This window comes from Paracoccus aestuarii, assembly GCF_028553885.1.
In the GTDB taxonomy this organism is placed as follows: domain Bacteria; phylum Pseudomonadota; class Alphaproteobacteria; order Rhodobacterales; family Rhodobacteraceae; genus Paracoccus; species Paracoccus aestuarii.
The window spans coordinates 2,450,595-2,472,873 of the sequence record NZ_CP067169.1 but is presented as its reverse complement, the minus strand read 5'-3'; the positions used below and the strand labels follow the sequence as shown (position 1 = coordinate 2,472,873).

Here is a 22,279-nt window from a genome sequence, read left to right as displayed (position 1 = left end):
GTGCCCCGTTGGCGTTGGATGCGCCCGGAACTCGGGACCGCACAAGGGGGGAATGCCGATGCCAAGATCGCTGGTGCTGGAACGCAAGGGTCAGCTGTCGCTGCGCGAGATCGCGCTGGATCAGCCGATGGGGCCGGGCGATGTGCGCATCGCCGTCCACACGGTCGGGATCTGCGGGTCGGACGTGCATTACTACACCCATGGCCGGATCGGCCCCTTCGTGGTCGAGGCGCCGATGATCCTGGGCCACGAGGCCTCGGGCACGGTGACCGAAGTGGGGGCCGAGGTCACCCATCTGAAGCCCGGCGACCGCGTCTGCATGGAGCCGGGCATCCCCGATCCGTCCTCGCGCGCGTCCAAGATGGGGATCTACAACGTCGATCCGGCGGTGCGGTTCTGGGCCACGCCGCCGGTGCATGGCTGCCTGACGTCGCATGTGGTCCATCCGGCGGCCTTCACCTATCGCCTGCCCGATGCGGTGTCCTTTGCCGAAGGGGCGATGGTCGAACCCTTCGCGATCGGCATGCAGGCCGCGCTGCGCGCCCGGATCCAGCCGGGCGACATCGCCATGGTGCTGGGGGCGGGGCCGATCGGGATGATGACCGCGCTGGCCGCGCTGGCGGGGGGCTGCGCCAAGGTGCTGGTGGCGGATCTGGCGCAACCCAAGCTGGACATCATCGGCGCCTATCCGGGGATCGAGACGGTGAACATCCGCGACATGCCCGCGGGACGCGCCATCGCGCAGGCGACCGATGGCTGGGGGGCGGATGTGGTCTTCGAATGTTCGGGCGCGGCGCCCGCGGTGCTGGGCCTGCCGGCGCTGGCGCGTCCGGGCGGCGCGGTGGTGCTGGTCGGCATGCCCGTCGATCCGGTGCCCATGGACATCGTGGGCCTGCAGGCCCGCGAATTGCGGGTCGAGACGGTGTTCCGCTATGCCAATGTCTATGACCGGGCGATCGCGCTGATCGCGGCGGGGCGGATCGACCTGAAGCCGCTGATCTCGGACACGGTGGATTTCGAGGATGCGGTCGCCGCCTTCGACCGCGCGGCCGAGGGGCGCGAGACCGACGTCAAGCTGCAGATCCGCATGCCCGGGGCATGAGGGGCGCGCCCCCCGGGCAGGGGGGCGCGGTCTGGCTCAGCGCGCGGCCTTCAGGGTTTTGGCATAGAAGGCCAGCTCCTACAGCGTGCCGTCCAGGGCGTTCTTCAGGTTGTCCTCGATCTCGCTGATCGGGGCGTCCTGGCCCAGGGGCGAGACCTTGAAGAAATCGCCGCCGCCGATATGGACTGCGTTGCGGCAGGGGACCATCTGCAGCTCGATCGCGATCAGGCGCAGCTGTTCCAGCGCGCGGGCGCCGCCGACGCTGCCATAGGCCAGCGCGGTCATCGGCTTGCGGTTCCATTCCTTGTAGGCCTGGTCCAGCGCGTTCTTCAGCGCCCCCGTGACCGAGCGGTTGTATTCCGCCACCACGAAGACGAAGCCGTCGAACCCGGCCAGCTTTTCCTGCCATGCGACGGCGCGCGGATCCTCGGAGGGCACCCAGAGGTTCGACGCCTTCTCGTCGAAGAAGGGCAGGTCCTGGTCGCGCAGGTCCAGTTTCTCGAATTCCAGCTCGACGTGATCGCGGACCTTGTCCATGAACCAGTCGGTGGGCTTGTCGGCGAAGCGGGTCTCGCGGGTCGAACCGATGATGACGGCGATGCGTGGCTTGGACATGGGAAATCCTTTCGGGGATGGGATGCGGGGGCACAACACCGAAGGCGGGCCCCGGGTTCAGCGGGGCCTTGCCTGCCGCGCCGGGTGGTGTTCTATGGTCGGCATGAAACGCAGCGACAATCCCGCCGATCCCTTCAAGAAGGCCCTGACCGAGGCGACCCGGGCCCTGGCCGATGACGGCGATCTGAACGTCACCTTCAGCGCCGATCCCGCCGGGGTCGCGGGCGACACGATGCGCCTGCCGCAGGTCAGCCGCCGCCTGACGCGCGATGAGGTGCTGATGGCGCGCGGCACCGCCGATGCGCTGGCGATGCGGGTGCGCCATCATGACGCGGCCACCCATGCGCGCTATGCCCCCGCGGGACCGATGGCGCGCGAGCTCTACGAGGCGATGGAGACGGCGCGCTGCGAGGCCTTGGGCGCGCGCGACATGCCCGGCGCGCTGTCCAATATCGACGCGCGGATCGGCGCGGATGCCGACCGCAAGGGCTATGCCCAGATCAAGGCGCCTGCCGATGCGCCCCTGTCGGTGGCGGCCGGATACATCCTGCGCGAGGCCGCGACCGGCCGCAGCCTGCCCGCCGCGGCCCAGCATGTGGCCGATCTGTGGCGTCCCTTCGTCGAAAGCCAGGCCGCGGGCACCATCGCCGGGGCGACCGGCGCGCTGTCCGACCAGGCGGCCTTCGCGCGGCTGTCGCGCCAGATCATCACCGATCTGGGCTATGGCGATCAGCTGGGCGAGGATCCCGACGCCCCCGAGGAGGACGAGGCCGAGGACGAGGCCGAGCAGGACGAGGAGGCCGGCGACAACCAGGCCCGCGACCAGGATGACAGCGACGAGGCCGAGGCCAGCCCCGAGCGCAGCCAGGAACAGACCCAGGACGAGCGCCAGGCGCAGGTCAGCATGGACGAATCCTCCGAGGACGAGATGTCCGACGAGGCCGAGATGCCCGACAGCGACAGCCCGCCCGACCTGCCGCCCCCGGTCAGCGATGCCAGCCCCGATTACCGCGTCTTTGCCCAGACCTGGGACGAGGAGATCCGCGCCGAGGATCTGGCCGACGCGGCCGAGCTGGAGCGCCTGCGCGCCTATCTGGACAAGCAGCTGGACCCGCTGCGCGGCGCGGTCAGCCGCCTGGCCAACAAGCTGCAGCGCCGGTTGCAGGCCCAGCAGAACCGCAGCTGGGAATTCGACAAGGAGGAGGGCGTGCTGGATGCCGGCCGCCTGGCGCGCGTGGTGGCGAACCCGACCATGCCCCTGTCCTTCAAGATCGAGAAGGACACCGAATTCCGCGACACGGTGGTGACGCTGCTGATCGACAATTCCGGGTCGATGCGCGGGCGGCCCATCAGCATCGCCGCGATCTGCGCCGATGTGCTGGCCCGCACGCTGGAACGCTGCAACGTCAAGGTCGAGATCCTGGGATTCACCACCCGCGCCTGGAAGGGCGGGCAGGCGCGCGAATCCTGGCTGGCCGCGGGCCGCCCGGCCCAGCCCGGCCGCCTGAACGACCTGCGCCACATCATCTACAAATCCGCCGATGCGCCCTGGCGCCGGGTGCGCCCGAATCTGGGCCTGATGATGAAGGAGGGCCTGCTGAAGGAGAATATTGACGGCGAGGCCCTGGAATGGGCGCATCGTCGCTTGGTCAAGCGGGCCGAGGCGCGCAAGATCCTGATGGTGATCTCGGACGGGGCGCCGGTGGATGACAGCACCTTGTCGGTGAACCCGGCGAATTTCCTGGAAAAGCACCTGCGCGACGTGATCGCCATGGTCGAGCGCCGCCGCGCGGTCGAGCTGTTGGCGATCGGCATCGGCCATGACGTGACGCGATATTATCAGCGCGCGGTGACGATCACCGATGCCGAACAGCTGGCCGGCGCGATCACCGAACAGCTGGCCGCGCTGTTCGACAGCGACCCGCGCAAGCGCGCCCGTGTGCTGGGCATGGGCGGCATTCGCAGGGGCTGACGGCCCCCCGGCCAAGCCCTTGCATTTCCACGCAAGCGCCGGGAACCGCCCCGCGCGGGCGACGTTCCCCTGTCACGAAACAATGAGGTGACGCATGTCCTTTAACCACGACAATCCCGAGAAGGCCGCCCGCAAGCACAAACCGGCCATCATCGCCATCATCGTGGCGCTGGCCGTCGCCCTGATCGCCTTCTTGGTCTTCTCGCCCGGTGCGGATGAACAGAATGACGGCATCGCGACGACCCCGCCGCCCGAGGGCACGCCGATCACCGATGCCGAAGGCCTGGGCCAGGATACCGCGCCCCCGATCACCGGCGGCGACAACACCCCCGCCGACGGCACGGCCGGCCCCGTTGGCAATGCCGACCGCCCGGCGGGGGACGACACGCCGACCGGCGGCCCGGTGGACGAACCCGCCCCGGCCCCGGCCAACTGATCCCAAGAACGACTTGGCCCGGCCCGCGCGACAGCTGAGGGCCGGGCCATCTGACGCAACCGTGACCGGGTTGGGTCGGTGACAAGGCCTCACGGTTTTGCGATAACGCGGGGAATGACGCGGCAAGCGTCCGACGCGCAATCGTCGCGAAACCATATGGGGCAGGCATGAAATTTCTGACAAAGCTGATGATGGGACTGGTCGTGGTGACCTTTGCCGTATCCTGTGCGCGCACGCCGCCGCGCGGGCCGGGCGGGGTGCCGCAGGGATACCAGGTGGCCCCCGGGCCGGGCGCGAACCCGCAGCTGGGCGACAGCCGCCCGCATCCTTGGCGCAACGGCGCGCCCTACGGCCATGCCGTTCACGGAATCGACGTATCCCGGTGGCAGGGTGACATCGACTGGATGCGCGTGCGCAATGCCGGGATCAGCTTTGCCTTCATCAAGGCGACCGAGGGGGGCGACCATTCCGACCCGAACTTCCGCCGCTACTGGCACGACGCCGCGCAGGCGCGCATTCCGCGCGGGGCCTATCATTTCTATTACTTCTGCCGGACCGGGGCCGAGCAGGCCTATTGGTTCATCCAGAACGTCCCGCGCGAGGCCGGATCGCTGCCGCCGGTGCTGGACCTGGAATGGACCAATTCGCGCAACTGCCCCCGACGCCCGCCCCCGTCCGAGGTCCTGCGCGAGGCCGAGATCTTCATGCAGATCGTCGGCCGCCATTACGGGCAGCGCCCGGTGATCTATACGACGGTCGATTTCTATCGCGAAAACCAGATGGGCCGCATGAACGCGGAATTCTGGCTGCGTTCGGTGGCGGATCACCCCCGTGTGACCTATCCCGGCCAGGCCTGGACCTTCTGGCAATATACGGGCACGGGGATCGTGCCGGGCATCCGGGGTGATGTCGATATCAACGCCTTTGTAGGGTCCGCTGCGGATTGGTCACGATGGTTGCAGAGACGACTGGTGCGGTAGCCCCGCATCGCTGGTTGAGGTTCGAGTTCGCGGCGCTCTATATCGGGGCGCCGCTGGTCATTGCGCTGTTCCTGCCCGGCGACGCGCTGTTCACGGCGCTGGCGGTGTTCAGCCTGGCGGGCATGGGACTGCTGTGGCTGACGGGCGGGTTCCGCTGGCGCATCCTGGTGCGCGGCTGGCGGCGCATGCCCTGGCGCGAGGTGGCGGGCATCGCCCTGGCCACCGCGCTGGCCAGCTGGGTCATCCTGACCCTGACCCGGCCCGAGGCGCTGTTCGTCATCATCCGCAACCGGCCGGAATTCCTGCTGGTCATCTGGGCCTTCTATCCGATCCTGTCCGCCCTGCCGCAGGAGCTGATCTTTCGACCGCTGTTCTTTCACCGTTATGGCGCGATCCTGCCACAGGGGCGCGCGGCGCTGGCGCTGAACGCGGCGGTGTTCTCCTTCGCGCATCTGATGTTCTGGTCCTGGATCGTGGTGATCATGACCTTCATCGGCGGCTGGTTCTTTGCCCGCGCCTATCTGCGCCACGGCTTTCCGGCGGCCTTCGTGCTGCATGCGGTGGCGGGCAACATCCTGTTCGCGATGGGGATGGGGCTCTACTTCTATACCGGCAATGTGGTCCGGCCGTTCTAACGGTTGACTTCCCCGCCGTCCCGCGCTTTGTGCGGGGGCTGAAAACTTGGGGAAAACGCACATGCACGCCTATCGCAGCCATACCTGCGGCGACCTGAAGGCCGCCGATGCCGGGTCCACCATCCGCCTGTCGGGTTGGGTCCACCGGGTCCGCGACCATGGGGGCGTGCTGTTCGTCGATCTGCGCGACCATTACGGCATGACGCAGGTCTTGGCCGACAGCGACAGCCCCGCCTTCGCCGCGATGGAGCGTCTGCGGGCCGAGACCGTCATCCGCATCGACGGCCGCGTGAAGCTGCGCGACGCGTCGCTGGTCAACCCCAAGCTGCCCACAGGCGAGATCGAGGTCTATGCCACCGAGGTCGAGGTGCTGGGCCCCGCCGACGAGCTGCCTTTGCCGGTCTTCGGCGATCAGGACTACCCCGAGGAGACGCGGCTGGCCTATCGCTTCCTGGACCTGCGCCGCGAGAGCCTGCATGACAACATCATGCTGCGGTCCAATGTGATCCGGTCGATCCGCAACCGCATGTGGGACCAGAACTTCACCGAATTCCAGACCCCGATCATCACCGCGTCCTCCCCCGAGGGCGCGCGCGACTTCCTGGTGCCCTCGCGCCTGCATCCGGGCAAGTTCTATGCCCTGCCGCAGGCGCCGCAGCAGTTCAAGCAGCTGATCATGGTCGCGGGCTTCGACAAGTATTTCCAGATCGCGCCCTGCTTCCGCGACGAGGACCCGCGCGCCGACCGCTCGCCCACCGATTTCTATCAGCTGGACATGGAGATGTCCTTTGTCCGGCAGGAGGACGTCTTCGCCACCGTCCAGCCCGTGATCCAAGGCCTCTTCGAGGAGTTCGGCGGCGGGCGCCGCGTCGATGCCGACTGGCCGCTGATCCCCTATGCCGATGCGCTGCTGAAATACGGCAGCGACAAGCCCGACCTGCGCAACCCGATCGAGATGCAGGTGGTCAGCGACCATTTCCGCGGCTCGGGCTTCGGCATCTTCGCCAAGCTCCTGGAGCAGGAGGGCACCCAGGTTCGCGCCATTCCCGCCCCCACCGGCGGCAGCCGCAAGTTCGCCGACCGCATGAACGCCTTCGCCCAGAGCCAAGGCCTGCCCGGCATGGGCTATATCATCTGGCGCCGCGCCGAGGACGGCTCGACCGAAGCCGCCGGTCCCATCGCCAAGGCGCTCGGGCCTGAGAAGACCGAGGCCATCCGCGCGCAGCTGGGTCTGGCCGAGGGTGACGCGGCCTTCTTCCTGGGCGGCAAGCCGGACCAGTTCGAGGCCGTCGCGGGCCGCGCCCGGACCGAGATCGGCCGCGAGCTGGGCCTAATCGATGAAAACCAGTTCAAGTTCGCCTGGATCGTCGATTTCCCGATGTATGAGAAGACCGATGACGGCAAGATCGACTTCAGCCACAACCCCTTCTCCATGCCGCAGGGCGGGATGGAGGCGCTGGAGGGCGATCCGCTGAAGGTGCTGGGATACCAGTATGACCTGGCCTGCAACGGCTATGAGCTGATCAGCGGCGCGATCCGCAACCACAAGCCCGAGATCATGTTCAAGGCCTTCGAACTGGCGGGCTATCCGGCCTCCGAGGTCGAAAAGCGCTTCGGCGGAATGGTCAAGGCCTTCCGCTATGGCGCGCCCCCGCATGGCGGCTGTGCGGCCGGGATCGACCGGATCGTGATGCTGCTGGCGGATGAGCAGAACATCCGCGAGGTCATCATGTTCCCGATGAACCAGCGCGCCGAGGACCTGATGATGGGCGCCCCCAGTGAGCCTACCAACGAACAGATGCGCGACCTGCGCCTGCGGTCCTTGCCGAAGGAATAAGAGCGAGGCCTCGGGGCTGATGGCAGTACGGTCAGGCGATGGGCTGGCGCATCGCCAAGCCGATCTTGCTACAAGTCGTTCGGTATGCCTTTGAGGGCTGTCGTCTCGATGATCCGAAGCGATAAGCCGCTTGCACAGAATAAGTTACGTAGAGCGCGGGTGAAGCCATATTTCTTCTGCGTTCCACCGTTGCGGCGAGCAAGAGCGGCTTCAAGCTACGTTTTTTGACCAAGTGACCGAGGCGGTAAAAAAGGTGGAGCCTGTCTCGCCGCCTCACATCTCGGCGGCATGGGCCAGGCGGTCGTGGACCATGCCGCTGATCCGCGCCAGGTCCGTGGCCAAGGCATTGCCCGCGTCATGGTCGCGCGCCAGTGCTGCGGCCGCGGCCTCCAGCGCGGGGTCACGCGCCGATCGCGCGACCCCGGCCAGGAAGCGGGCGATATAGTCGATTTCGGTCGTGTCTTGGGCGCTGGAAAGGATCTCGGCCACATGGGTCAGGTCGTCGCGCAGCCCCGATGCGTCGGGCTGGATCACGTCATCGGGCAAAGCGCGCAGCGCGGTCCCGGCCATGCCCGCAGGCAGGCGGCTGAGGATCGCCTGTTGGAACACCGCCAGACTTTCGACGGGCTTGGGCAGGAAGCCGTCGGCGCCCGCGGCCATCGCCTCGGCCGCGCGGTCGGCATCGCCGGACATGGCCAGGATCACGGGGACGCGATGTTCGGCGCGGTTCATCTCGGCGATCAGCGGCACGCCGTCGCCATCGGGCAGGCCCAGATCCACGATCACCACCGCCGGGCGATAGGTCCGCAGGTGACGGTCCGCCGAACGCAGGCAATCCGCGCGGCGAATCCGCGCACCCGATTTCAGGCAGAGCAGGCGCACGGCCTCGCTGGCAAAGCGCGAATCCTCGATCACCAGCACGGTCAGCCCGGTCAGGGGCCTGTTGGGCAGCGACAAACGCCATTGCGGCAAGGGCTTGGCAGCTTCGCTGTGCTGTTCGGTCTGCATGGCGCGATCCCCGTTCCTCTCGATCACCCCATAAAAGCCCCGAATCCCTAAGAAGCGGTTAACGACGCCGCTTTTCCTTTCCCGCAGGGCCCGAAAGCCGTAGAAAGCCCGGAAACGGAGGATGTGATGATCGGTCGCCTGAACCATGTCGCAATCGCCGTCCCCGACCTGTCGGCGGCGGCGGCGCAATACCAGACCACGCTTGGCGCCACCGTCGGCCCGCCCCAGGACGAGCCCGATCACGGCGTCACGGTGATCTTCATCGAGCTGCCCAACACCAAGATCGAGCTGCTGCACCCCTTGGGCGCGGACAGCCCCATCCAGGGGTTTCTGGACAAGAACCCCGCGGGCGGGATCCATCACATCTGCTACGAGGTCGAGGACATCCTGGCCGCCCGCGACCGGCTGCTGGCCCAAGGCGCGCGCGTCTTGGGCGGCGGCGAGCCGAAGATCGGGGCCCATGGCAAGCCGGTCCTGTTCCTGCATCCCAAGGATTTCAACGGCTGCCTGATCGAACTGGAGCAAGTCTGATGAACCTGACCGGCGGTATCGTCCTTTTCGCGTCCCTGTGGTTTCTGACCCTGTTCGTGGTCATGCCCATCGGCCAGCAGAGCCAGGCCGATGCCGGCGCCGTGGTGCCGGGCACCCATGCGGGCGCGCCATCAGGCGTCAACTGGCGGCGCAAGCTGCTGTGGACGACGGCGATCACCTCGCTGATGTGGGCGGTGATCGCGGTCATCATCTTTGGCGGGCTGATCACGCGGGCCGATATCTCGAACCTGGACCAGCTGATCCGCTGACCATCTGGAACAGATGGGTGAAGGCCGCCGCCGCCAGCAGCGGCACGGTGATGTTCACCACCGGGATGACCAGCCCGATCGCCACCGCGACCCCCACCGCCAGCACGCGCCCGCCATGGGCGCGGCGCAGATCGCGCGCGGCCATCTCGGGCATGTGGCGCCGCGCGGCCATCTGGAAGAACTCGCGCCCCAGCAGCCAGCCATTGGCGCCAAAGAACAGGACCGGCGCCAAGGGCCCCAGAAAGGGCGTCAGCACCAAGGTCAGCAGCGCGATCCCCAGCATGGCCAGCATCACCGCCCCCGCCTCCAACAGCCCGTCGAGAAAATCCAGCGACCGGCCCTGACGGTCGGGATAGTGGATGCGCTCGACCGTCTCGGCGACGTTTTCGGCGAACAGGCCCGCAAAGCCCGCCGCCACCGGCGCCATCAGGAAGAACCCCATGATCGGAAACAGCGCCAGCGACCCCCAGGAAAAGATCATCCCGTAATCGACCTGGCCCAGCCAAGGCAAGGTGACGCCGCCGGGGACCAGTATGCGGATCACCCAGAAGATCGCCACCTGCAGCGCCACGAACAGCGTGACGGTCAGCGCCACGCCCAGGATCGCCAGCCGCAGCACCGAGGGGCGCATCAGATCCCCCCAGCCCCGCGCCAAGGCCCGGACCGCGATCACGCGCGCCACTGGGTCTTGGCGGCGATATCGGGGCGCGGACGTTCGGGCGGGGTGGCGCCGCGGGTGCCGATATGGATCAGGCCCGCGATGCGCTCGCCCTCGGCCAGGCCCAGATGGGCGCGGCCGAAATCCGCGTCCAGCGCGGCAAAGCCCGTCAGCCAGGCCGCCCCCCAGCCCGAGGCCAGCGCCGCATTCACCACCCCCAGGCACAGCGCCCCCGCCGACAGGGTCTGTTCCCAGAGCGGCACCTTGGGGCTGTCCACCGGCGACAGGATCACCGCGACGATGACCGGCGAGGCCATGGCCGAGGCGGCCTTGTCCGCGGCCGCCTGGTCCTGGCCCGCATCCAGCACCGCCCGGTGCAGCTGCAGGGCCAGATCGTCCAGCGTCTGCCGGCCCAGCACCAGAAAGCGCCACGGCTCCAGCTTGCCGTGATCAGGGACGCGGGCGGCCAAGGTCAGGATGCGCTCCATGGCCGCGCGGTCGGGGGCGGGGCCGGTCAGCAGCTTGGGCGGATGCGACCGGCGCGTGGCCAGGAAGTCCAGAGCCGCCTGGTTGGGTTGGTCGGGTCGATCGGTCATGGGGTCACTTTCCGGCCGGGGCCTTGCGCGTCAGTCGCGCTTTTCGATGCGGTAATTGCCCTCGGGCAGGTTCAGGGCCAGCCGCAGCTCGGTCAGCTGGTGCATGGACAGGCTGATGCGGACGACCTCCTCGCCATCCTCGCTCATCTGTTCCAGGATCACCCGGTCGTCGAAGCTGAGGATGACCACATCCTCGTTCAGGGGGCGGGTGTTCGGCCCGGCCTCGTCGATCAGGGTGATCACGGTCGCGTCGAAGTCATGCTCGATGGTGAACATCCGAATCTCCTTGTGGCTGGGGCGACAATCGCGTGAATGGCGCCGTGCGGCAAGAAGCCGGGCTTGCCGCCGCATCCGCAGGGGGTAAACTGCGCGAAAGGTCAAAAGGTGCCGCCGCGGCGCCGAAATCAGGGCAGGGCAGATGGCAGGACGGATGGCGCAGGGTTGGTTGGCGGGGGTCCTGGTGGCCGTTCTGGCGGTGGCGGGCTGCGCCCCTATGCCCGAAGGCGCCACCATGCCCGCCCCGCAGCCGTCCCAGCAGGCCCCGGCCCGCGTGGGCCTGCCCCCGCATCGCCCCCCATGACGCCACCCCCAGTGGCGCGGCCCGCAGCTTCGTGCAGGTCATGCGCCGGATGGAGCCGCAGGTCCGCGAGGATTGCCTGGCCCGCCGCACCCGGCCCATCAGCTGCGACTTCGTCTTCGTCGTCGACGACCGCCCGGGGCTGGAACCCAACGCCTTCCAGACCGTGGACCGCAACGGCCGCCCGGTCGTGGGCTTCACCCTGTCGCTGATCGCCCAGACCCGCAATCCCGACGAGATCGCCTTCGTCGTCGGCCACGAGGCCGCGCATCACATCCTGAACCACCTGGACCGCCGGTCGGGCGCGGCCACCGCCGCCGCCGTGGTGCTGGGCAGCATCGCGTCGGCCTATGGCGGCGACACCTCGGCCGTGGCCCGCGCGCAGGAGATCGGCGCCTCGGTCGGGTCGCGATACTATTCCCGCGAATGGGAGCTGGAGGCCGATTATCTGGGCGCCATCATCGCGCTGAACGCGGGCTATGACCCGATCAACGGATCGCGCCTGTTCGAACGCATCCCGGATCCCGGCAACCACGTGCTGGGCACCCACCCCTCGCGCGCGCAGCGCCTGACGCAGGTCCGCCGCGCGGTGGGCGACGTCCAGGCCGGCCGCGTCCGCTGAGGATGGCGCGGCTGGAAGGGGTGAGCCGCCTGCGCTGGCGGCTGCACGAGATCCTGAACTCCCTGTGGTTCCGCGTCACCATCTTCGCGGTTCTGGGGCTGGTGACGGCGGTGGCGGGATCGCTGCTGCGCGACCAGATCCCCGCGGGGCTGGCCGGCCAGATCGGGGCCGAGGCGATCGAGCCGATCCTGGACATCGTCGCCTCCTCCATGCTGACGGTGACGACGTTCTCGCTGTCGATCCTGACGGCGGCCTATGCGACTGCCAGTTCGGGATCCACGCCGCGGGCGGTGACGCTGCTGGTGCGCGACGGGGTCAGCCAGACGGTGCTGGCCACCTTCATCGGGGCCTTCGTCTTCAGCCTGGTCGGGCTGATCATGCTGAACACCGAGCTTTACGGCGATGGCGGGCGGGTGGTGCTGTTCGCGGTGACGCTGCTGGTGATCCTGGTCGTGATCGTGTCGCTGCTGCGCTGGATCAACAGGCTGGGCGAGCTGGGCCTGATCGGCGACAACCTGACCCGGCTGGAGACCGCGACCGCCGTGACGCTGCATGCGCGCCTCGACCGGCCGTGGCTGGGCGCGAACCCGATGCGCGGCGACGCCCCCGCCGATTCCGTCCCGGTCCTGACGCCCGAGGTGGGCCATGTCCAGTCCTGCGACATGGAGAGCCTGTCGGGCCTGGCCGAGACGCATGGGCTGATCGTCTGGATGACCGCGACGCCGGGCGACCTCGTCCATGCCGGGCGGCCTCTGCTGCATGTGAACGGCCTGCCGGGCGACCCGGACGAGGCCGGACCGATTCGCGATTCGCTGGTCGGCTGCTTCACCCTGCGGCCCACGCGCAGCTTCGAACAGGACCCCCGATTCGGCTTTCGCGTCCTGTCCGAGATGGGCCAGCGCGCCCTGTCGCCCGCGGTGAACGACCCAGGCACCGCGATCTCGGCAACGGTGCGGATGATGCGCATCCTGTCCGCTTGGACCGAGGAGGTCGCCCCGGAGGTCACCTATCCGCGCCTGCACATCCGCAGCATCACCGCCGAGGAGATCCTGGAGGACAGCCTGATCCCCCTGGCCCGCGACGGCGCCTCGATCGTCGAGATGCAGGCGGCGCTGCAGGACATGCTGCTGGGGCTGGTCCGGCAGGCGCCCGAGGTCTTCGGTCCCCCCGCCCGCGCCCTGTCGCCGCAGCTGCTGGCCCATGGGCTGGAGGGGCTGGTCCTGGAGGCCGACAAGGCCCGCATCCGGGCCGCATCGCAGAGGGTTCTGGCCGAGGCCGGCTGAGCCTGTGCCAGCCACGACACGCTGCAACCGCCGCGTGAAAAAAAGTTCCGGGCGCAGGATAAAAATGCTGGCAAACCGGCGGATTTCTGCTTTAGTTCAATCAAATTCGCGCAAATGCGCCAGTTTTTGTATTGACAACCCGGGGATGCAACAGGCCCTCGGACGGATGAAGGATCGCCCATGATCGGGGTCGTCGTTTGGAGCAGTGGATCGCGGGAAAAGGCGATCATCTGGTGCGAGGATCAGGCCACGCTGGCCTATCTTCAGGGACATGCGAATTTCGCGGGACCCGTCTGGCCGCAGCCGGGCGACCTGGTGGAGCTGGAGACCCGGACCGTCGGCAACCTGCGCCATGCGCTGCAGGTGACAATGCTGTCCGAACAGGGCTGCCCGGACCTGCCGCGGCTGCTGGCGGACACGCCCCCGGCGCCGCGCCCGGCGCTGCGCGTCGTGGCCCAGCAGGACCGCCCCCAAGCTGACGCGCCCGCCGTGCCGCCGCGCCCGGCGACCCTGTCGCCGGTGCTGGCGCGCTTGGGCGCCGCGCGCTGAGATCACGCTGAAACAAGGAACCCGACCCGCCGGAAGATCGTCCGGCGGGTCTTTTGCCGTCAGATGCCGCGCGACAGGGCGGCGACGCCGGTCCGGGCCAGGTCCATCAGCCCCAAGGGCCGCATCAGATCGGCAAAGGCGTCCAGCTTGGAGGGCGTGCCCACCAGCTCGAAGACAAAGCTTTCCAGCGTCGAATCGACGACATTCGCGCGAAAGATCTCGGCGATGCGCAGCGCCTCGACGCGCTTGTCGCCCTGACCGCGCACCTTGAAGAGGCCCAGCTCGCGTTCCACCGCAGGCCCCTCGACCGTCAGGTCATGGACCTCGTGCACGACGACGATCCGGCCCAGCTGGGCCTTGATCTGTTCGATGACCGAGGGTGTGCCGCGCGTTACCACGGTGATGCGCGAGCGGTGCCCGGTATGGTCCACCTCGGCCACGGTCAGGCTGTCGATATTGTAGCCGCGCCCGGAAAACAGACCGATCACGCGGGCCAGGACGCCCGGCTCGTTCTCGACCATGATGGCCAGGGTGTGGCTTTCCTCGACCTGGGAATGGGGATCGCGCAGGTCATAGGCCGAATGGCGCGACATGCCCTTCTGGATGTTCAATGCGTTCATGGCTCTGCCCTTTCCTGTCCGGCCGTCAGACCAGCACCGCGCCTTCGGATTCGATCACGCCCTGCGTCTCGGCCTCGCCCAGCAGCATCTCGTTATGCGGCTTGCCCGAGGGGATCATCGGGAAGCAGTTCTCGTGCTTCTCGACCAGCACGTCCAGGATGAAGGGGCCGTCATAGTCGATCATCGCTTGGATCGCCGCGTCCAGATCCTTCGGGTCGCGCACCTGCGCGCCCGCACAGCCGAAGGCCTCGGCCAGCTTGACGAAATCGGGCAGGCTGTCCGACCAGCTCTGGCTGTAGCGCTCGCCATGCAGCAGCTGCTGCCACTGGCGCACCATGCCGAGGCGTTCGTTGTTCAGGATGAACTGCTTGACCGGCAGGCGGAACTGCACCGCGGTGCCCATCTCCTGCATGTTCATCAGCCAGCTGGCATCGCCCGCGACGTTGATGACCAGCGCCTCCGGATGCGCCATCTGCACACCGATCGAGGCCGGCAGGCCATAGCCCATCGTGCCCAGCCCGCCCGAGGTCATCCAGCGGTTCGGCCCCTCGAAGCCCAGATATTGCGCGGCCCACATCTGATGCTGGCCGACCTCGGTCGTGATGTAGCGGTCATGGCCCTTGGTCAGCGCCTCCAGCCGTTCCAGCGCATATTGCGGCTTGATGATCGTGCTGCTGGGGCGATAGGCCAGACATTTGCGCGCCCGCCATTCCTCGATCTGGCCCCACCACTGCTTCAGTGCCGGGCTGTTGACCTTGCGGCCGCGGGATTTCCAGACCTTCAGCAGGTCCTCCAGCACATGGCCGACATCGCCGACGATCGGCACGTCGACGCGCACGACCTTGTTGATGGACGACGGGTCGATGTCGATATGCGCCTTGACCGAGCCGGGGCTGAAATCCGCGATCCGCCCGGTGATCCGGTCGTCGAAGCGCGCGCCGATATTGATCATCAGGTCGCAGCCATGCATGGCCAGATTGGCCTCATAGGTGCCGTGCATGCCCAGCATGCCCAGCCAGGCCTTGCCGGATGCCGGATAGCAGCCCAGCCCCATCAGCGTCGAGGTCACCGGAAAGCCCGTCCCCTCGGCCAGTTCGCGCAGCAGCTGGCTGGCGCCGGGGCCGGAATTGATGACCCCGCCGCCGGTATAGAGGATCGGGCGCTCGGCCTGTTCCATCAGCTCGACCAGGCGGGTGATCGCGTCCAGATCGCCCTTCTTGGCGGGCTGATAGCGGCCCTTGTCGATCTGCTTGGGGCCGACATAGGGGCCGGTGGCGAATTGGACATCCTTGGGGATATCGATCAGCACCGGGCCGGGACGGCCCGAGGTCGCGACATGAAAGCCCTTGTGGATCGTCTCGGCCAGCTTGGCCGTATCCTTGACCAGCCAGTTATGCTTGGTGCAGGGGCGGGTGATGCCGACGGTGTCGGCCTCCTGGAACCCGTCGGTGCCGATCATGAAGGTCGGGACCTGGCCCGACAGCACCACCAGCGGGATCGAATCCAGCAGCGCGTCGGTCAGCCCTGTGACCGCATTCGTGGCACCGGGACCGGAGGTCACCAGCACGACGCCCGGCTTGCCCGTGGCGCGGGCATAGCCCTCGGCCATGTGGACGGCACCCTGTTCGTGGCGGACCAGGACATGGGTGATGTCGTTCTGCTGGAAGATCTCGTCATAGATGGGTAGGACGGCCCCGCCCGGATAGCCGAATACGGTATCGACGCCCTGATCGCGCAGCGCCTCGACCACCATTCTCGCACCCGTCATCTCTCGGGACATCGTCTTGCTCCATCATCGTAAAGGACCTGTCCGGGGCACGCGTCACGGCACCCCGACGTCGGCGCAAACTAGGGTGACGCCCGGGCAGGGTCAATGGGTGGCTGCGGATAAAATGACGCAGACGCGGCGGTTCTTGAAACTTTATTTCGCCGTTCAGCGGTCGAACTGGGGCAGGGCGATCCGGGCCACCTGTTCGACGATGGGATCGACGGACAGGGGATGGGCCTCGTTCGAATGATCCTCGGGGTTGCCGATATCCTGCCAGACGCCGCCCTTGTAGATCTCCAATGCGCTGAAGCGGGCCTTGTAGTCCATCTTGCGGCTGCCCGGCACCCAATAGCCCAGATAGACATAGGGCAGGTTCGCCGCGCGCGCGATCTCGATATGGTCCAGGATGATATAGGTGCCCAGGCTGGCCGGCGTCAGCAGCGGGTCATAGAAGCTGTAGACCAGGCTCAGCCCGTCATCCAGCACGTCGGTCAGGCAGACGGCGGCCAGATGGTCGTCGCCCGGGCGCAGCTCCGGCATGGCGTCGTCGTCGCAGCGATATTCGATGACGCGGGTCTTGACCGGGGTCTCCTCGATCATGGCGGCGAATTCGAAGATGTCCATGTCGGCCATGCCGCCATCGGCGTGGCGGCGGTCCAGATAGCGGCGGAACAGCTCGAACTGTTCCTCGGTGGCCCAGGCACTGGTGGCCAGGCGGCGCAGGGCGGTGTTGCGCTGATGGACGCGGCGCTGCGTACGGGTGGGGGCAAAATCGGCCACCCGGATGCGCGCCGACATGCAGGCCACGCAGCTTTCGCAGCTGGGACGATAGAGCACGTTCTGCGACCGGCGAAAGCCCTGCCGCGACAGGGCGTTGTTCAGGTCGGCGGCATTGTCGCCCTGAAGCGCGGTGAACAGCTTGCGTTCCGCCCGACCGTGCAGATAGGGGCAGGGCTGCGGCGCCGTCACATAGAATTGCGGCGCATGGGGAAGCGTATGGCGCATCACGCGCGCCCTTTGCGGCTGCTGTTCAGGTCACGGCTGGTCATGCGGGCGCTGCGATTTCCGTTCCGCCGGGCGGTTGATCGCGTGAGCCTAGCAACCTTTCCCCCACAGGCCAAGCGGGTAGTGCGCCCCTTGGCACGGTCCTGCCGTCCCGGGGCACGTTGACTGATGCCGGGCGGCGGCTAATCTGCCCGCCATGACATTCGCATCCCGCATCACCCGCCTGCCGCTGCCCGTCGATCACGCCCGCGCGGCGGATGTGGCGGGCCTGTTCGCCGATCTGCCCCGGCCCGTGCGCGACCTGATCGCCGGGGCGGCGGGGTCCAGCCCCTATCTGGCCGACCTGCTGCGGCGCGAGGCGGAATGGCTGCCCGGCGCGCTGGATCACGACGATGTCATGGCGCGCGAGACGGCGGGCTTTGCCGATCTGTCCCCCGACGATCTGGCCGTCGGGCTGCGGCGCGCGAAACGGCGCGTGGCGCTGCTGACCGCGCTGGCCGATCTGGGCGGCGTCTGGCCGTTGGAGCGGGTGACCGGCGCGCTGTCGGATCTGGCCGACCGGGCCGTGGACCTGGCCCTGCGCGCCCATGTCGCCACCGAGGCGCGGCGCGGCAAGCTGCCCCCCAGCCAGGCCGATGCGGGCGGCATCTTCGCGCTGGCCATGGGCAAGGGCGGCGCGGGCGAGCTGAACTATTCCTCCGATATCGACCTGATCGTGCTGTTCGACGAGACCGCCTATGCCGAGGCGGACCAGATGGAGGCGCGCGCCGCCCTGATCCGCGCCACGCGCCGGATGGCCGCGACCCTGTCGGACGTGACCGAACACGGCTATGTCTTTCGCGTGGACCTGCGGCTGCGGCCCGATGCGGCGGTGACGCCGGTCTGCATCTCGACCGCCGCCGCGCTGGCCTATTACGAGGCCGAGGGGCGGACCTGGGAACGCGCGGCCTTCATCAAGGCCCGCGCGGCGGCCGGCGACATCGCGGCGGGCCAGCGGTTCCTGCGCGAGCTGCGCCCCTTCGTCTGGCGCAAGCATCTGGATTTCGCGGCGATCCAGGACGCCCATGACATGCGGCTGCGCATCCGCGACCACAAGGGCCTGGGCGGGCGGCTGGAGGTGGCGGGCCACAACCTGAAACTGGGCCAGGGCGGCATCCGGGAAATCGAGTTCTTCACCCAGACCCGCCAGCTGATCGCGGGGGGGCGCGACCGCGATCTGCGCGCCCGCGACACGGTGGGCGGGCTGGCCGCGCTGGCGCAAAAGGGCTGGGTGCCCGCCGATGTGGCGCGCGAGCTGACCGATCATTACCGCCAGCACCGCGACATCGAACACCGCATCCAGATGGTGAACGACGCCCAGACCCACAGCCTGCCCAAGGATGACGAGGGGCTGCGCATCGTCGCCGCCCTGTCGGGCCAGGACGACCCCGCCGCCTGGTGCGCGGCGCTGAAGGACCGGCTGGCCCGCGTCCATCACCTGACCGAAAGCTTCTTCGCCCCCGCCGCGCCGAGCGAGCCCGCGCCCGAGCTTTCCGAGGAATCCCGCGCGATCATCCAGCGCTGGCAGTCCTATCCCGCGCTGCGGTCGGACCGGGCGCGTCAGATCTTTCGCCGGATCGAGGCGCCGCTGCTGGCGCGCATGGCCCGGTCCGGCCACCCGGCCGAGGCCTTGGCCCGGTTCGACGGCTTCCTGTCCGGCCTGCCCGCGGGGGTCCAGCTGTTCGCGCTGTTCGAGGCCAATCCCCAGCTGATCGACCTGTTGGTGGATATCTGCGGCACCGCGCCCGCGCTGGCCGCCTATCTGGCGCGGCACCCGGCGGTGCTGGACGGGGTGCTGGCGGGCAGCTTCTTCGCCCCCTGGCCCGGCCCGGAGGGGCTGCGCGCCGATCTGGACCTGGCGCTGAACCGGGCGCTGTCCCGGCCCGGCGGCGGCTATGAACGCGCGCTGGATGCGGCGCGGCGTTGGGCGCATGAATGGCAGTTCCGCATCGGCGTGCATCACCTGCGCGGCCTGATCGGCGCCGAGGAGGCCGCGCAGCACTATGCCGATCTGGCGGGGGCCTGCGTGGCCGGGCTGTTCCCGGTGACGGCCGACGATTTCGCCCGCCGCCACGGCCCCCCGCCGGGGCGCGGGGCGGTGGTCCTGGGCATGGGGTCCCTGGGGGCACGGGTGCTGAATGCCGGGTCGGACCTGGACCTGATCGTGATCTATGATGCCGGGGGGCAGGACGCGTCCGAGGGGCCGCGGCCCTTGGCGGCGCGGCCCTATTACGCGCGGCTGACGCAGGCGATGGTGACCGCGCTGTCCGCCCCCACGGCCGAGGGGCGGCTCTACGAGGTCGACATGCGGCTGCGCCCCTCGGGGCGCCAAGGGCCGGTGGCGACCTCGCTGGACAGTTTCCGCGCCTATCAGATGGACGAGGCCTGGACCTGGGAACATCTGGCCCTGACCCGCGCCCGCGCCGTCGCCCATGCCGGCCCCGAAGGCGCGTCCCTGGCCGCCGAGATCGAGGATCTGCGCCTGCAGGTCCTGCGCGCGCGGGGCGGCGATGCCCGGGTCCTGCCCGATCTGGCCGAGATGCGCGACCGCCTGTTCGCCGCCAAGCCCGCGCGCGGGGCGCTGGACATGCGCCAAGGGCCGGGGCGGTTGCAGGATATCGACCTGATCGCCCAGAGCTGCGCGCTGCGGGCGGGGGACGGGGCCCGCAGCAGCCTGGCGCAGCTGCGGGCCGGGCGCCGGGCGGGGTTGCTGACGGCGGAACAGGCGGATCGGCTGGCCTCGATCTGGCGGATGCTCTGGGGGCTGCATGCCTCGGGGCGGCTGCTGACCGACCGGGTGCCCTCCCCGTCCGAGATCGGCAAGGGCGGTCGGGATTTCCTGCTGCGCGACAGCGGGGCGGCGGATCTGGACGATCTGGCCGCGACCGCGGGCAGCTTGGCCGGGGAGGCCGCGGGCCTGATCGACGCGCTGGTTCCCCGCCCCTAGGCGCGGGCCTGTTCGGGCAGCGGCTCTGCGGGCGGCGGGCCGGGCTGGCTGGCCGCCTGCGCGCTGTCCTGCAATTCGGCGGCGACCTCGGACAGGCTGCGCCCGCCGATCTGGCCCAGCACCGGGATCGAGACCAGCCCCGGCGCCAGCGGCGCGGGCAGGGCCTCGGCCGCCTCCAGATAGAGGCCATGGGCGGTCTTGTCCCAATAGAAGGGTTTCGCGACCACCTCGTAGATCGCCTTCCACCCCGCCAGGCACCCCAGGGGATAATAGAGATGCAGCGTCGGCACCCATGGCAGCAGGTGGCGGTGCTTGGCCCCGCGGACCGCGCGCATGCCGATGAAGATGCTCAACGCCTCGGAAGCGACGAAAGTCACGAACAGCGCGGTGATGATCCAAGGGCCGATCCCTGCCTCCAGCGGCGGGCGCAGGGGATGGGGTAGGGCCAGCGCCATCAGCCAGAAGCTCCAGAGGATCGGGGCCAGCAGGTATTGCGACAGCGCCCCCAGGAACTGGACCTGAAAGCCCCAGAACCGCCACGCCCCCAGGTCGCGATGAAGCGCGGCCGGGTCACGCATATGCACGGCCCAGGTCATCGCATAGCCCTTGAGCCAGCGCGACCGCTGCTTGATCCAAGGCAGGGTGCGGCAGTTGGCCTCCTCGTCGGTGGTGGTGTTGATGATCTCGGTCCGATAGCCGCGGCGGGCCAGGCGGACGCCCAGATCGGCATCCTCGGTCACGTTCCACGCGTCCCAGGCCCCGACCCGTTCCAGCAGCGCGCGGCGAAAGAACAGGGTCGTCCCGCCAAGCGGCACCACCAGCCCCAAGCGCGCCACGCCCGGCAGCAGGACCCGGAACCAGCCCGCATATTCCACCGTGAAGCAGCGGGCCAGCCAGTTGGTCCGCGGGTTGTAGAAATCCAGCGCCCCCTGCAGGCAGGCCACGTCGGCGGGGGCGTGGTGGAAGCGCCGGGCGACGACATGCAGCTGGTCGGGATCGGGCCGGTCCTCGGCATCCCAGATGCCCACGATCTCGCCCCGGCAGAAGTTCAGCGCATAGTTCAGCGCCCGGGGCTTGGTCTTGATCGGCCCGTCGGGCACGCGGATCACGCGCATCCAATGGGGCAGGCGCACGCCCTCCAGCGCGCGTTCGGTGACGTCGTCGCTGGCCTCGATCACCAGCAGGATGTCGGTGCGGTCGCGCGGATAGGTCAGCCGGGCCAGTCGCGCGACCAGCTTGCCCGCGACATCGCTTTCCTGAAACAGCGGCACCATCACCGAGATCACCGGCAGCGGCACATCCGCCCCCGCCTCGGGGACCGGCTGCGGCCCCGCGCGGCGGGCGGCCAGGAATGCCGCCAGCTTCAGCGCGCTCTGGGTCAGCAGGGTCAGGATCGCCCAGAAGGCCAAGGCGCCGACGACCAGCGTGGGCAGCAGGATCAGCCCCGCGATCACCCCCAGCATCACGATCCAGGCCAGCCGCGCGGTGCGGGCCTGGTTGCGGCTGCGACAGCTTTCGGCGGCGGGCACGCGCAGCTCGGCCTCGCGGATCAGGCGGGTGCGGCTGGAGGCCAGCACCCCCGCCTCGATCTGCGCCTCGGTGCAGAGCAGCATGCGCACATGGCCGAAGGACCGGGGCAGGCGGTGCAGCAGGTCGGTGAAGCGGTCGGGCCGGGCCGTGGCGATCCAGGTGACGCCGCCGATCCGCCGCCACGGCAACAGCCCGTGGGTCAGGCAGAACCCGGCGCCGGCGGCATCGACCAGGCGGGGGTCGGCGGGGCTTTGATCAGGGTCGATGGCGGTGGTGCGCCACTGCCGGGAAAGGGCGTGCGCCAACTGAGTTGCTGTGATCCACCCCTGTTCCAAAAGGACCTGACCAAGCTTTTGGCCAGTATTCTGCTTGATGGACTTCGCGGCCTCCAAGCGATCAATGGTGATCAGGCCCTCATTAACAAAGATTTCACCGAGCCGACGAAGATCTCGCGGAGCAAGGGTTGGACCATTTAATATCACTGTCGTCTGATCGGCTGCTCCCCAGTGCGAGAGGTTACTCATTTGTGCGGAGTGACGATCCTGCATTACGTAACCCCACACTGATTAGACTGCGACATGAATGCGTTAAGCGAGTTAATAAATCGTTAAGCTGGTCGCTGTGAGGAGTATTTGATCCGGTAAATCTTCAGCGGTAGGTCACGTTGAATAGCCCCATATGACTAGGCTCCAGGCCCATT

At 68.5% G+C, this 22,279-nt stretch carries 22 protein-coding genes; 13 read left to right on the top strand and 9 right to left on the bottom strand.

Translation table 11 applies throughout. The features are described 5' to 3' along the window. Nucleotides 1–58: 58 nt before the first annotated feature. On the top strand, nt 59–1,102 hold the full coding sequence (locus JHW48_RS12595) for an NAD(P)-dependent alcohol dehydrogenase (RefSeq protein ID WP_119886457.1): 1,044 nt from the start codon (nt 59–61) through the stop codon (nt 1,100–1,102). Between the two features lie 78 nt (nt 1,103–1,180). Here JHW48_RS12595 and JHW48_RS12590 read toward each other — a convergent pair whose 3' ends face one another. After that, nucleotides 1,181–1,717 (bottom strand): NADPH-dependent FMN reductase, encoded by a 537-nt coding sequence (locus JHW48_RS12590; protein ID WP_119886441.1) that lies wholly within the window; start codon nt 1,715–1,717, stop codon nt 1,181–1,183. Between the two features lie 103 nt (nt 1,718–1,820). Between JHW48_RS12590 and cobT the strand changes: the two genes are divergently transcribed. From cobT to aspS, 5 genes are all read left to right on the top strand, one after another. Continuing rightward, entirely contained in the window at nt 1,821–3,689 is a 1,869-nt protein-coding gene (cobT, locus tag JHW48_RS12585; RefSeq protein WP_119886456.1) for a cobaltochelatase subunit CobT, read from the top strand. A 94-nt stretch (nt 3,690–3,783) separates the two neighbouring features. Continuing rightward, nucleotides 3,784–4,125 (top strand): hypothetical protein, encoded by a 342-nt coding sequence (locus JHW48_RS12580; protein WP_119886440.1) that lies wholly within the window; start codon nt 3,784–3,786, stop codon nt 4,123–4,125. 176 nt (nt 4,126–4,301) lie between these two features. Further along, the gene (locus tag JHW48_RS12575; protein ID WP_419182418.1) at nt 4,302–5,105 is read left to right on the top strand and encodes a glycoside hydrolase family 25 protein; all 804 of its coding nucleotides are present in this window, start codon (nt 4,302–4,304) and stop codon (nt 5,103–5,105) included. A 14-nt stretch (nt 5,106–5,119) separates the two neighbouring features. After that, nucleotides 5,120–5,740, top strand: coding sequence for a CPBP family glutamic-type intramembrane protease (locus JHW48_RS12570; RefSeq protein WP_336390888.1), 621 nt, complete (start codon nt 5,120–5,122; stop codon nt 5,738–5,740). A 61-nt stretch (nt 5,741–5,801) separates the two neighbouring features. Continuing rightward, nucleotides 5,802–7,577: an aspartate--tRNA ligase gene (aspS, locus tag JHW48_RS12565; RefSeq protein WP_119886437.1), complete on the top strand. Its 1,776-nt coding sequence runs from the start codon at nt 5,802–5,804 to the stop codon at nt 7,575–7,577. A gap of 273 nt (nt 7,578–7,850) precedes the next feature. Here the strand turns inward: aspS and JHW48_RS12560 are convergent, their stop codons facing one another. Continuing rightward, a complete protein-coding gene (locus JHW48_RS12560) occupies nt 7,851–8,585 on the bottom strand; it encodes a response regulator (protein WP_119886436.1) in 735 nt (244 codons plus the stop codon). Between the two features lie 126 nt (nt 8,586–8,711). On the opposite strand from JHW48_RS12560, the gene mce reads away from it, so the two are divergent. Both mce and JHW48_RS12550 read left to right on the top strand, forming a co-directional pair. After that, on the top strand, nt 8,712–9,116 hold the full coding sequence (gene mce / locus JHW48_RS12555; RefSeq protein WP_119886435.1) for a methylmalonyl-CoA epimerase: 405 nt from the start codon (nt 8,712–8,714) through the stop codon (nt 9,114–9,116). Beyond that, nucleotides 9,116–9,385, top strand: a complete 270-nt coding sequence (locus tag JHW48_RS12550) for a DUF1467 family protein (RefSeq protein ID WP_119886434.1) — start codon at nt 9,116–9,118, stop codon at nt 9,383–9,385. The genes mce and JHW48_RS12550 overlap by 1 nt, the downstream gene beginning before the upstream one ends. On the opposite strand, the gene JHW48_RS12545 is transcribed toward JHW48_RS12550, so the two are convergent. The 3 genes from JHW48_RS12545 to JHW48_RS12535 are packed head-to-tail and all read right to left on the bottom strand — an operon-like array spanning nt 9,342 to nt 10,915. Beyond that, nucleotides 9,342–10,058, bottom strand: coding sequence for an EI24 domain-containing protein (locus JHW48_RS12545; RefSeq protein WP_272835611.1), 717 nt, complete (start codon nt 10,056–10,058; stop codon nt 9,342–9,344). The genes JHW48_RS12550 and JHW48_RS12545 overlap by 44 nt on opposite strands. Then, nucleotides 10,055–10,639 (bottom strand): nitroreductase family protein, encoded by a 585-nt coding sequence (locus JHW48_RS12540; RefSeq protein WP_119886433.1) that lies wholly within the window; start codon nt 10,637–10,639, stop codon nt 10,055–10,057. The genes JHW48_RS12545 and JHW48_RS12540 overlap by 4 nt, the downstream gene beginning before the upstream one ends. Nucleotides 10,640–10,669: 30 nt before the next feature. Then, on the bottom strand, nt 10,670–10,915 hold the full coding sequence (locus JHW48_RS12535) for a hypothetical protein (protein ID WP_119886432.1): 246 nt from the start codon (nt 10,913–10,915) through the stop codon (nt 10,670–10,672). A 154-nt stretch (nt 10,916–11,069) separates the two neighbouring features. On the opposite strand from JHW48_RS12535, the gene JHW48_RS12530 reads away from it, so the two are divergent. The 4 genes from JHW48_RS12530 to JHW48_RS12515 all read left to right on the top strand — a co-directional run bounded on the left by JHW48_RS12530 (nt 11,070) and on the right by JHW48_RS12515 (nt 13,670). Next, nucleotides 11,070–11,219, top strand: a complete 150-nt coding sequence (locus JHW48_RS12530) for a hypothetical protein (protein WP_272835610.1) — start codon at nt 11,070–11,072, stop codon at nt 11,217–11,219. A 40-nt stretch (nt 11,220–11,259) separates the two neighbouring features. Further along, entirely contained in the window at nt 11,260–11,838 is a 579-nt protein-coding gene (locus JHW48_RS12525; RefSeq protein WP_272835856.1) for a M48 family metalloprotease, read from the top strand. Between the two features lie 2 nt (nt 11,839–11,840). Then, on the top strand, nt 11,841–13,121 hold the full coding sequence (locus JHW48_RS12520) for a DUF2254 domain-containing protein (protein ID WP_119886590.1): 1,281 nt from the start codon (nt 11,841–11,843) through the stop codon (nt 13,119–13,121). A 180-nt stretch (nt 13,122–13,301) separates the two neighbouring features. Next, nucleotides 13,302–13,670 (top strand): hypothetical protein, encoded by a 369-nt coding sequence (locus JHW48_RS12515; protein WP_205961923.1) that lies wholly within the window; start codon nt 13,302–13,304, stop codon nt 13,668–13,670. 59 nt (nt 13,671–13,729) lie between these two features. Here the strand turns inward: JHW48_RS12515 and ilvN are convergent, their stop codons facing one another. The 3 genes from ilvN to JHW48_RS12500 form a co-directional block, all read right to left on the bottom strand. Beyond that, nucleotides 13,730–14,290 carry an acetolactate synthase small subunit gene (gene ilvN / locus JHW48_RS12510; RefSeq protein WP_119886589.1) on the bottom strand — a complete coding sequence of 187 codons (561 nt, stop codon included), beginning with the start codon at nt 14,288–14,290 and terminating at the stop codon, nt 13,730–13,732. 25 nt (nt 14,291–14,315) lie between these two features. Next, entirely contained in the window at nt 14,316–16,070 is a 1,755-nt protein-coding gene (locus JHW48_RS12505) for an acetolactate synthase 3 large subunit (protein ID WP_119886588.1), read from the bottom strand. A gap of 153 nt (nt 16,071–16,223) precedes the next feature. After that, nucleotides 16,224–17,063 (bottom strand): arginyltransferase, encoded by an 840-nt coding sequence (locus JHW48_RS12500; protein ID WP_119886587.1) that lies wholly within the window; start codon nt 17,061–17,063, stop codon nt 16,224–16,226. Nucleotides 17,064–17,259: 196 nt separating this feature from the next. Between JHW48_RS12500 and JHW48_RS12495 the strand changes: the two genes are divergently transcribed. Beyond that, on the top strand, nt 17,260–20,049 hold the full coding sequence (locus tag JHW48_RS12495; RefSeq protein WP_119886586.1) for a [protein-PII] uridylyltransferase family protein: 2,790 nt from the start codon (nt 17,260–17,262) through the stop codon (nt 20,047–20,049). Here the strand turns inward: JHW48_RS12495 and JHW48_RS12490 are convergent. Beyond that, a complete protein-coding gene (locus tag JHW48_RS12490) occupies nt 20,046–21,884 on the bottom strand; it encodes a glycosyltransferase (protein ID WP_240637871.1) in 1,839 nt (612 codons plus the stop codon). The two genes, JHW48_RS12495 and JHW48_RS12490, sit on opposite strands and share 4 nt — an antisense overlap. Nucleotides 21,885–22,279 lie beyond the last annotated feature (395 nt).